This is a genomic window from Promicromonospora sp. AC04 (genome assembly GCF_003058225.1).
Lineage (GTDB): Bacteria > Actinomycetota > Actinomycetes > Actinomycetales > Cellulomonadaceae > Promicromonospora.
Window position 1 is genome coordinate 30,768 of record NZ_QBUG01000017.1, and the last position, 12,313, is coordinate 43,080.

General features: G+C 67.1%; 4 protein-coding genes. 2 read left to right on the top strand and 2 right to left on the bottom strand.

What is annotated here, in order from left to right:
* The gene (locus C8K30_RS29380; RefSeq protein WP_108496453.1) at positions 1-1,488 is read right to left on the bottom strand and encodes a WD40 repeat domain-containing protein; all 1,488 of its coding nucleotides are present in this window, start codon (positions 1,486-1,488) and stop codon (positions 1-3) included.
* 564 nt (positions 1,489-2,052) lie between these two features.
* Positions 2,053-4,701: a tetratricopeptide repeat protein gene (locus C8K30_RS29385; protein WP_158281165.1), complete on the bottom strand. Its 2,649-nt coding sequence runs from the start codon at positions 4,699-4,701 to the stop codon at positions 2,053-2,055.
* Positions 4,702-5,066: 365 nt separating this feature from the next.
* Between C8K30_RS29385 and C8K30_RS29390 the strand changes: the two genes are divergently transcribed.
* Positions 5,067-11,837 (top strand): DNRLRE domain-containing protein, encoded by a 6,771-nt coding sequence (locus C8K30_RS29390; protein WP_146197649.1) that lies wholly within the window; start codon positions 5,067-5,069, stop codon positions 11,835-11,837.
* Positions 11,834-12,271, top strand: coding sequence for a hypothetical protein (locus tag C8K30_RS30570; protein ID WP_146197650.1), 438 nt, complete (start codon positions 11,834-11,836; stop codon positions 12,269-12,271). Before C8K30_RS29390 ends, C8K30_RS30570 begins: the two co-directional genes overlap by 4 nt.
* Positions 12,272-12,313: the final 42 nt, after the last annotated feature.

Consider the following 12,313-nt stretch of genomic DNA (forward strand, 5'->3'; position numbering starts at 1 on the left):
CTATCGGTGCAGCAGTCCCGGGTGGCCAGTCAGGTCTTGCGATATGTTCGTGGTGAGGTCCCACACCCGCACCGTGCGGTCCCAACCGCCGGAGACGATCCGTCCGTCGGGCAGCACTGTCAGGGCTCCGATCCAGCCGGTGTGACCGCTCAGCGCTCGGGAGCTTCCGCTGGTCGGGTCCCACACCCGCAAACGGTCGCCACTCGCCGAAACGATCCGCCCGTCAGGCAGTACCGCAATGGCGTCAACCGGCGCGGTGTGGCCTGTCAGGTCCCGTGAGGCGCCCATGGTCAGGTCCCAGACCCTCAGTATGCGGTCCTGACCGGCGGAGACCACGCGCCCATCAGGCATGACCGCCACAGCGAAGACTGGTCCTGCGTGCCCGGTCAGGTCTTGAGAAGTACCGGTTGTCAGGTCCCACACTCGCACTGCGCCGTCGTCGCTGCCAGAGACGACGCGCCCATCGGGCATGACCGCCACGGCGCGTACCCAGTCGGTGTGGCCGGTCAGGACTTGGGACGTGCCGGTCGTGAGGTCCCACACCCGTACCGTGTGATCCCAGCCACCCGAGAGGATGCGTCCTTCTGGCAGTACCGCGACCGTGAGGACTGGGCTGGTGTGGCCGGTCAGGTGTTGGGAGGTGCCGGTGGTGAGGTCCACGATGCGAATCGCCTCGTCGTCGCCGGAGAGGACACGCCCGTCGGGCAGCACCGTTAAAGCGTGAACCCAGCCAGTGTGGTTGGCCAGGTCCCGGGAGGTGCCGGTCGTCAGGTTCCAGACTCGCACCGTGCCGTCGTCGTAGCCGGAGACGATGCGTCCGTCGGGCAGCACCGCCACCGCGAGGACGGAGGTGGTGTGGCTGCTCAGGAGGTCGGACGTTCTTGCGGCGAGGTCCCAGATTCGGACTGTCCCATCGTGGCTCCCGGAAACGATGCGTCCGTCGGGCAGCGCTGCCAATGTGTTGATCCGGTCCGTGTGACCGGAAAGCTCCTGGGTGGCGCCAGTGGTGAGGTCCCAGGTACGCACCGAACCGTCTGCGCTGGCGGAGGAAACCCGCCCGTCGGGTAGCACCGCTACTGCGTAGACCTCGGCTGTGTGGCCGGTAAACGTCTCGGATCCATGCGTGGTGAGATCCCAGACGCGCACCGTGCCGTCGTCGCCACCGGAGACGATGCGTCCGTCGGGCAGTATCGCCAATGTGTTGACCCAGTCTGTATGGCCGGTCAGGTCTTCCGAAGCGCCAGTGGTGAGATCCCAGACGCGCACCGTGCCGTCAGATCCGCCGGAAGTGACTCGACCGTCAGGCAGCACGGCCACTGCCTTCACCAAGCCCTCATGGCCGAGCAGGACTCCGAGCTGCTCGCGCGTGCCCAGGTCCCAGACGCGCACCGTGCCGTCCCTGCCACCGGAGACAAGGCGCCCGTCCGTCATTGCGGCTACTGCAAGCACAGGTCCGGGATGTCCCAGGAATGGTCGCTGACCGGCCATGTCGCCTCCTGAAGAGGGCCAGGCCAACAGGTTAATCTGTCGAATTCCACATCGAACAGGACGAAACGCGCTAGAAACGGGTGATTACTCGCTCGCTACGTTCGCCGCATGCGCGATCGCGGGCCGGTGCGGCGTGCCGCAAGCGGCCCTGCGGCCCTTCCAGCTCGAGCGGTACGGGTGCCGCCGAGGTCACCGCATACGACGGCACTGCAGCGCCCGCTGATGCCATGAGTGCCAGCGCGGTACCCGCGCCGACAAGCCTGTGCCGCAATCGCATGACGACCACCCCGTCCTGGACGTGACCTGGAGAGATTCCTCAGGTTCTCTGGGCTGCCCCTCCATGTTCGGGCGGCACCGGCGCTGAGAATGCCACAACAACGACACCGGCGCTGCATAAAAACTGCAACACAGCCACCGTCTGTCTCCCAGGGTTCGACAGAATTCTGGGCGCGACTACTGGTATCAGATTCGCCAGGTGGTAAAGACCACCTGTCGTGAACCGCTACTCGTGCCGGGGTTGGTCTCGCAAGCGTGATCGGGGGTTGTCCGACCCGTCTGTCGCCTTTATGCGTCGTGCCCGGTCGGTCGGCGGTCGTGAGCGTTCGGGTGGCCGCTGGTCTCCAGCCTGTATTGCAGGGCTGCGACCGCCAGCCGACGGGCTTGCGCGTTCTGGGGTTGCCCGTTGGCGTCCAGGGCGTCGGCGACGGTGGTCAGGACGCTGATCAGTGACCGCGCGACCGGGAGGAGGTTCTTGGGTGGGGTGTCGGTGGTGTGCCAGTCGACCAGTCGTGCTGCCTCGCTGGCGAGGGAGAGGGCGTCGACAGGCTGGTTGAGGGTCAGGCGGAGCGCGGCGTACCCGGCCAGTGACTCGGCCAGAGCGGTGAACGTGCCCGGGCTGGCGTGCTCGGTGACCAGGAGGCGTTCGATCGAGATGGCTTCGCGGTAGGCGGCCACGGCCTGGTCGGGGTGACCGGCGTCGCGATGGGCGTGCGCGGTCTGACGCAGGGAGCGCGCCAGGTCGGGGGTGTGTCGTTCGGGGTTGGCTTCGGCCAGGCGGCGGCGGATCTGCACCGATTCCTGTCCGGGCTCGATGGCGTCGTGGGGCTGCTGGTTGTTCAGGAGGCAGGAGCTGAGCTCGGTCAGGGCCCGGGCGAGGAAGACGAGGTCGCCGTCGGGGTTCTCGCGGGCCAGGATCCTGCGGATCTCGACCGTCTGGCGGATCGCGGGTAGCGCGTGGTCGGGGTGGCCGAGCAGGTTCTGGGCGATGGCGAGGTTCATTAGGGACCGGGCCAGGTGGGGCCGGGTGCGTTCGGGTTCGATCACCAGGAGGTGTTCGTTGATCGTGACCGATTCCTGCAGTGGGGCGATGGCTTGGTCGGGCAGGCCGGCTTCGTGGTAGCGGGTGCCCAGGTCGCACAGGGTGCGCGCGAGGTGGGGGAGGTGGTTGCGGCGGTCGGTGCGGGCCAGCTGTTGCTCGATCTGGACGGCTTCCAGGGTGGGGGACAGGGCGTCGTGGGCTCTGCCGAGCTCGGACAGTACGACCCCGAGGTATCGCAGGGATGCCGCCAGCTGCGGGCTGTGCCCGGCCTGGTCGTCACCGGCGAGTTGTCGGCGTAGGTCGACGGCCTCGGTCAGAGCCTGGATCGCCTGGGTGTGCCGGCCGAGGCGGTACTGGCGCATTCCGATGTCGTGCAGTACCCAGGACCGTGCCGGGGTGTCGGCGGGGTCGATCAGGCCCAGGATGCTGTGCAGCAGGGACAGGTCGGACCGGGTCAGTACCTCGGACGGGTAGGGGATGACCGCGGAGACCGACTGCAGTAGCTCCAGGTCGTCGGGTAGCGCGGTGATGGCGTGGTCCAGTAGGTGCAGTGCGCGGTCGCGGACGTCCTGGTCGGAGAAGTGGTCGGCGACGGCGCGGGCCAGGACCGCGATGGCGTGCCGGGCGCTGCGCCCGTCCAGGTCGTCCAGCAGGACGCCGGCCAGGGCCGGAGCGTGGGTGAGCTCGGTGACCAGGTGCAGCTCGGCCAGGCGGTCCGGCTGCAGGGTCCCGATCCAGTGCTCGGTGTCGCGCGGCGGGTACAGGTCGCGCAACCAGCCCAGCACTCTGGGCGTGCCGGCACGAGGGTCGACCCGGGCCAGCAGGGCGACGGCTTCGGGTTCGTCGGCCGGAGGGGTGAGATACACGGCGGCGACGATACGGCGCAGCAGGTCGACCGTGAGGCCGTCGGGGCCGTGCAGGAGCCCGGCGTGCTCGGCCGTCCCGATCCAGTGCCGTTGCTCATGCTCGAGCAGGTCCGCCAGGACATCGAACACGTCCACCGCGAGCGGCGCTTCACCGGGCTGGGTGGGCTGTGCGCGAAGGACCGCGACCAGGCTCGCCGCGTGCAGGTCCAGGATCCGCCCGTGACCGCGTTCGCTGAGGCGTACCTCTGGTGCGGGGATCCCGAGCTGCTGGGCGAACGCGGCCGCGGCATCCTCGACTATCTGGTCGTCGGTGACGTCGGTGTCGACCCGGACTGGCAGGTCGGTGCCGTCGTAGGCGCTCTGGATCATCTCGCGCACCTGCGGGCCGCCGGCCTTGAGGCGCTGCCACCACTCCCCGGCGCTGCGCGCGATCAGCAGGACCCGCACACCGGCTGGTTCGGCGGCGACCTGGCGGACGAGGTCGTCGAGCTCGTGCCGGGTGTCGGCGTAGTCCACGATGAGCAGGACGGGGCGGTTGGTCGAGCTGCGGACCCGGGCCAGGACCGTGGCTTCCTGTTCTTCCCCGACAGCCACGCACTCCCAGCCGTCGCGGGCCATCAGCTCCTTGAGCTCGGCGGCCAGGCGGCTCTTGCCGACCCCGCCGGGTCCCGTGACCAGCCGGAGTGGCACGCCCTCGCCCTCGCACCAGCGGACCAGCGCCTGCAACTCATCGGTCCTGCCCTGGAATGGGACGACCTGACGGTCCGGGGACAACAGGCTGGACGGTCCGCCTTCGCGGCGCAGCAGCGCCGAGGACTCCAGGACCGCCAGACGGGCCGACGTCCGGGCCCGGCGGGCCTCCCACCATCGTGCCACCAACGGCGCCGCTGGCGACGCGCAAGCCACGGCGAAGCCGAGCAGGACCAGCCACGGCACGCTCTCGCCGGCCAGCGCGAACACGCCCGCCGCGATCGCCACACCCGTGGCCGCGACCAGCCACCACCACGGCCGTGGTCGCAAAGCCCCCATGAGATATGTGTACGGCACACCATCACAAAACACAACGAAAGCGACACGGCAGAGTCTCAAATTCACCACGAAACATCCATGACTTTGCATGATCAGATCCTGGCCCGAGCCGTCCGTGCACCGTCGGGAACCGACGGCCCATCGCCGTGGCTCCCTTCGCGATACCGGGCGCTCAGGAGACGGTGACCGTTTTCTCACCCGGTGGTTCACCCGGGTGCGGCTTGTGCGGGCTTTGCCGCGCTTATTAGGTTCCTACCACCAGCGCGATCCGTGTGACACCGGCTCCTGCCTGGTCCTCGCCGCACCGGTGGCGAGGTTTCAAGTGGCCCGGCCATGGTGTCGGGTCCTCGTGGGAGTCGCGCTCAATGGCTGTTCTCGTACCTTTATTTGGCGTGCCCGGATCCTGGAAGCGCTCCGCAGCGGGTGTCGGTGTCGCCGCGGCCATCGCGGTCGGCACCACGGGTGTCGGGCTGATCGCCGCGCCCGCATCCATCGCGGATGAGCCCGAGCCCGTGTCGTGTTCGGTGGAGCGCACGGCCGCCGATGGCGTGTCCGCGATGCTGACGGCGAAGCTGTCGGGCTGCCGGATCGAGGACCTGTCGCAGCGTACGGAGACCTCCAGCACGTTCGCTCGCCCGGACGGTGACTGGGACGTCACCTACGCGATGTCCCCGGTCTGGGTCCGCACCGGCGGTGACGGAACCTCGGCCGAGGACTGGGCGGCGCTGGACGCCGACCTGCGATCGGGCGCCGAGGGCGGTTTCGCACCGGTGGCGCACCCGGCAGGCATCTGGGTCTCAGGGGCGCAGACAGCCGGCCAGGACGGCGTGTCTGTGGTGGCCTCCTTGGCCGACCCGACGACCCAGGCCACCTCCGAGGTGACCTGGCCCGGTGACCTGCCGGCACCCGAGGTCACAGGTCCACGAGCCCGATACATCGACGTGGAGCCCGGCGTCGACATGGTCGTGGACGTGACCGGAGCCGGGATCGAGCAGTACTTCGTGCTCCACGACATACCCGCGGACGCGAGCCAGGTCGAGCTGCCCGTGGGCGTGCAGTCCCAGGACGCGACCGTGGTCGACACCAGCGCGGACGCCGAGGCCGCGGGCCTGGCGGACCTGGTCGCCGCCGAGGGCGAACAGGACGAGACCGTGGTGGCCCGGATCGGCAATCCGCTGGCATGGGACGCCACCTACGACAACCAGCTGGCACACCCCGTGCTGGCCGACTACAACCCGGCGGACGAGGCCCCGCTCTGGGCAGGGACGATCAGCGAGCTCGAAGCGGCCGACGCTGCGCCCGAGGCCGAGGAGCCCGGGCTGCTGGAACAGATGGGCGCCGCGGTCGCTGAGGCCGTCGGCGCCGAGCCCGAGCCGGTGGACCTCGGCGAGGTCGCGGAAGCACCCGCACAGGTCGACGTCGCCCCGAGCGGCGAGAGCGCCGACATCACCCTCGGGCTGAGCGACGACTTCGCACAGGCGGCCGCGGCCGGGCCGGTGGTGGTCGACCCAAGCGTGTCGTTGGCGCTGCCGTGGGACACCTACGTCCAATCAGACTCGAGCGTGGACAAGTCGACGGAGACCGAGCTGCGGCTGGGCACGTTCGACGGCGGGACGACCAAGGCCCGCACGTTCATGAACGTCGACACCTCCAAGATCATCGGCAAGTCGGTCCGGTCGGCGACGCTGAAGATGTGGGAGCACCACTCCTACTCGTGCACGCCCGCGCAGTGGCAGGCATGGTCGGCCAACCCCGTGCCGGGTGCGATCACCTGGGCCACGCAGCCCACCATCAACAACCAGTACGGGACCAGCACCGAGACCAAGGGGCACTCGGCACCGTGTGCGGACGGGTGGGTCACGATGGACCTGACCTCCCTGGCGCGGGCGTGGACGAACAACACCCAGACCGAGCGGGGCATGGCCTTGCGGGCGGCATCGGAGACCGACTCCTACGGGTGGAAGCGGTTCAACTCGACCAACGCCTCCACTGGAAAGCCGACGATCACCGTCACGCTGAACACGGCCCCGAGCCTGCCGTCCTCGGCGTCAATGACGTCGGGGCACTTCAACTGGTACCCGTCGAGCACAGCTACCGATCGGCAGCTGTTCGTGAAGGTCACCAAGCCTCAGATCAGCGCGGTTGTTTCCGACCCAGACGGGGACTCGGTGCGTCTTGGGCTGGACATCCTGGAGGGCTCGGCGCTCGTCTGGGACTCCAAACCCGGCGCGTACGTGGCCTCGGGGGGCAGATCGGTGTTTGCACCGACATCGAACACTGAGCCCCTGGTCCACGGGCATACCTATTCGGCACGGGCGCGGGCCAATGACGGTCTGCTCATTTCGGCAGACAAGGCACTCTGGACGTTTGCCGTCGACACGGCCAAGCCCGCCACCCCGGCCGTGACCGCGTCGGGGTACACGGCGGGGGAGTGGAAGGACACCAAACCGTCCTCGAACACCTTCACGTTCACCGACAGCAGCACCGACGTGGTCAGGTTCGAGTACTCGCTCGACGGCGGCACGTGGATCTCGGTTGCGGCGACGGGCACCACTTCGAAGACCGCGACCCTGACGTGGAACCCGGCCAACGGTGCGCACACGCTGAAGGTCCGTGCCATCGACAAGGCCGCCTGGGCCTCGGCGGACAAGACGTTCACGTTCGGCGCCGGCGGCGCGTCGATCACTGCTCCGACCTCGGCCGGCCTGAAGTCCACCTCCACCGTGCCGGTCAAGGCCACCGCACCTGCCCCTGCGTCGGGGTCCGTGTCTGCTCAGGTGCTGTGGCGGGTGGGCGGCGGCGCCGAACCCGCGGATTTCTCCGCCACGAACGGGTCCCGCACCGGGTGGACCGCCATCGAAGGCACGGTTCCGGTCACGACGTCAGGCTCGACCGTCACGGTGAGCTCCACCCTGGATGCGGCTGGGATCGCGACAGAATTGGAGCGTGAACGCAAGGCCACGATGCTGAACGTGCAGGTCTGCTTCACCTACACCAGCCCCGCGACCACGCGATGCTCATGGACCGGCACGGCGAAGTCCCACGCGACGGCGACCTACGTCCCGCACGCCTTCGGCGACGACTTTCCCACGGCGGAGGCCGGGCCGGGGCAGGTCGCGCTGTGGACGGGCGAGTTTGCGGTCCATGATTCGGACTTCGAGAACGCTGACCTGGCAATTGGGCGCTCGTTTGCGACGTATGACGAGCCCGGCTCGAGATCTGGAGTGTTTGGTTCCGGCTGGAGTGCGTCGTTCGTAGGAGACCTGGCGGGGACGTCGAGCATGGCCGTGAGCGATAACACGACCTTCGACGGGACGGTCTCGTTCACCGATCGATACGACGTGCCGATGGTGTACAAGCAACCTGGTACAGCACGCGCAGAACGCAAGCCCGGTGTTTACGTCGCAGCTGACGATGCGACGGCAGAGCTTGGCGTTCGCGTCGAGGTCAGCGAACCCGACGCGGAAGGGCATGGAACGCACCTGACGTGGACCGAAGGCGACGGGACGCAGACAGATTGGTCCTGGAGTGACGGGTCCTGGCGTGCGGTCTCCGTCAAGGGCGTCGACCACCCAGGAACAATGAGGTTCGACTACGACGGGAACGGTCGGCTAACCCGAATGTTGGCGCCCGTGCCAGAGACCGATGGGGCACCGATCTCCTGCAATGCGGGTGCGGAACAACGCGGCTGTCGCGTGCTGTCGATCGAGTACGGCACAACGAACTCAGGCACGGATGCGACACCAGGTGACCGCGTCGGGCAGGTCAAGCAGGTGTCCTACACCGCCTGGAACGCGGCCACTTCAGCGATGAAGACCACAGTGGTCTCGAAGTACGTCTACAACGGCACCGGCCTGCTGGTGAAGGTCACCGACCCCAGGTCGAACCTGGCCACGTCCTACACTTACTCGGGTACCTCAAGCGCTGGGGTACCACTTCTGACGGGGGTCACCCCGGCAGGGCTCTCCGGATGGACGTTCCAGTATGGGTCCACAACCCAGGACTCCAATGCCCTGCTCACTGTGACCCGTGACGGCCCTACCACCGGTGCTGCGAGCATCCGGACCAACCGTTACGTGTACGGGATCAACCCCGCCACGGCGACGGCGGGGCTCCCGGGGATGACCGCGGCAGACACCGCGATATGGGGCCAGGAGACTGCTCCGGTCTATGGCGCGGCAGTCTTCGATCAGGACAAGGCCGCTGACGTGCCCGGGTCGGCGCCAGGAAGTGTCACTGCCGCGATGTGGCCGTTCGCCGATGTGGTCTACACCGACGCTGAGGGCCGGCCAATCAACACGGCTGCCTACGGTGCTGCGGCCTGGCAGGTGACACATGCGAAGTACGACGACGCGGGGCGCGTAGTTCGGGCACTGGACGCCGAGGCGATCGATCAGATTCGCGCCGACACGGCAGCTGGGGACGACGTCGACCCCAACCTCTACGCGACACTGACCGAGTACAACCAGGAGATCACCTCGACAGCCGACGCGACCGGGCCTGCGGACGATGAACATCCCGAGGGCACAACCGTGCCGCCGGGCACTGTCCTGATTCCTGAGGGAACCGTGGTCGCCGACATGTGGTACCCAGCCACTGAGATCACAGATCCCGTCACGGGCGATATCACGCTGGCGCGAGCACATGTGCACACGTCCTATGACCAGGGCGCCCCGAACAACGGAGTAAACCCGACAACCGGCCTCGGCTATGCCTTGCCTACCATCAACACCCTCCTGTCCGAGCCGGTAGGGGCAGAGAACGCGAACTCGTTGGTCTTGAGCGAGTCTCGCAAGGGATACGACCCGATCGATGGCACCGACCCGCTGGGCGACTCCTCCGGCTGGGTCCTGGGTGAGCCAACGACAACGACGACGGAGACGGGCGCCACGGACATCGTCACAAGGGTCAAGTTCAACGGGCAGGGCCAGGAGGTCGAGCGCCGCCTGCCCAAGTCCGCAGGGGCGGACGCTGGCACGACACTGACCGGGTACTACACCGCCGCCGCGCAGACCGGCACGTTCGCCGCGTGCGGCGGAAAGCCCGAGTGGGACGGCCTGGCCTGCCAGACCCGGCCGGCCGAGACCGCGCCGACCGTGCCTGTGACGACCAACGAGTACGGCTACCTCTACGACGTGACCAAGACGATCGAGTCCAAGGCAGGAGCCACCCGCACCACGGCCCAGAAATACCTGGCCGACGGACGCGTGGACACGGCGACCGTCACCACCACCGGACTCGCGACGTCCGCGACCGTGCCGACCACGATGACGGTGTACGACAACACGACCGGGCTGGCGACCGCAACTGTCTCGCTGAACGGTGCCGGGACAGAGACTGAGCGCATCAGTACCGGATACGACAAGTGGGGTCGCCAGGTGTCCTACACCGATACCGACGGGCAGACCACCACCAGCGCTTACGACAACGCCGGGAACCTGGCGACGGTCACCGACCCGGTTGGAGTCACCACCTACACCACCGACAGCGCGACCGAGCACCGCGGCCTGGTCACCGGGGTCAACCTGGACGGCAAGGGGCAGATCAACGCCACCTACGACGCCGCTGGCCAGGTCGTCTCCCAGGAGATGCCCGGCCAGGTCACCCAGACCCGCACCTATGACCAGGTTGGGCAGCTGAGCGGGATGTCTTACACCACCACCGACAGCGGAGGCGAGGCTCTCACGCTCGGTGCATGGTCCCTTCGGCGTGACCTTCTCGGACGGGTCCTGACCCAGGACACGAATCTCGGCACCGGCGCGGACGGCGCCCAGGGCAGGTCCTTGCAGTACGGCTATGACAAGGCCCTGCGCCTGACCGGTGTGAGCGACACGCTCGGTGGGTGCACCACGACGAGGGCCTACGGGTTCGATCTCAACGGCAACCGCACCAGCCAGAACACTGTGGTGCCGACCCTGGACGCGGGCACTGAGCAGTGCACCCAGACCACGACGACCACGGCCAAGACATGGACCCATGACGCGGCTGGCCGGATCACGAACGGGGCCACCATCGGAGGGATCATCGGCCAGGCGTACACCTACGACCAGCTCGGCCGGCAAACGCTGATCCCTGCCGTCGACACTCCCGCCGGTGCCTCCGGCGGGGACATCCAGCTCGACTACTACGACACCGACGCCGCCCACACAGTCACCCAGAACGGCACCACTACCACCTTCGCGCTCGACCCCGCCGGTCGGCGCGCCACCGAGACCCGCGAAGGTACAGGCGACATCACGACGATCGAACGACACTATGGTGACGGGTCCGACAACCCGGCCTGGGCTACCGAGACCGACGGCGCCGTAGAGACCACCACCTGGTACGGCGGCTCGACCACTGGCGACCTCGCCGTCACGATCACCAACGACCAAGACACCGACCTCGTCCTGACCGACCCCCACGGCGACACAGCACTAACGCTGCCTGTTGTCACTGGGACCGAGCGGGTCGCTACGGCTGCACCGACATACGACGAGTACGGCAACGCGATCACGGCTGCGGCGACTGGCTCCGGTGAACCGCTCGGCTACGGTTGGCTCGGCGCTCACGAGCGTGCCGCCACCGATACCGGCCTAACCCTCATGGGCGCACGCCTCTACAACCCCACCACTGGGCAGTTCACCTCGGTCGACCCAGTCGTGGGCGGTAATACCACTGCCTACACCTACCCGCAGGATCCGGTCAGTCAGACTGATCTCTCTGGAATGATGTCAGGGACGGAAATCCTTCGCCATGTCGGCGAACTGTGGGCATGCATATCCCTGGGCGGCCGAAACTGCGTGATTGTCGTCCAGATATCTGCAACGGCTATATGGGCTGTTCGTAACATATCTACGCGGTATGGAAAACAAAACGCCATTCGACACTTCCTCTGGAGCAGCATGCTGACCATGGCCTTCGGGGCCAGGAAGGCCAAGGGAATCACCGACTCCCACGAGTGGCGCGAGATGGGAAATGACTCTCGTGTGGACCAGTACAATAACTGGTGGGGGAGGGTCGTCGCGTCGTTGTATCAGACATCCGTACGTTCTTGGTGGGTTCGCAACTACTATCCCACAAGAATATACTGGACGAACGTCATGATCCGGCTGGCCAATTGGTACTGGCCCCGAGGCTACCTGGCAGGCAAATGAAAAACACTTCGCGCAAGCGACAAGCTTCGATAGCTGCAATTCTGTCCGCTGTTCTGATTGCCCTCTTTGTAACAGGCTGCGCGTGGGATCGCAGCGACGAATGCGCTGACGCGATCACCGAGCATGGCGTCCTGTTGATGGATGAGGCGGAGAACGTCGCAGGTGCACAGGGCGCACCCGAAGTGAGCTGCGATGACACCGGTGGTCCGCCGGCCTATGCCGTGTTCGACCTGCAACCGCACCTGGAAGTCGGGTTCAACGAAGCCCTCGCCCTACAAGGGTGGGGATGCGCTGAGAAGGCTGACGACGAGGAACTTCCAGGCTTGGTGTGCTCCAAGACCGAAGGCGGCGTTTCATTGGAACTGGATACTGTTGAGTTCTTGAACGGGAAGGTGGAGGTGTGGGTATATGCAGATCCTCCTTGGACTGAATAGATTTGTCTTGGGCGGCCCGAGGTCTCTTCAGGTGGCGTCATC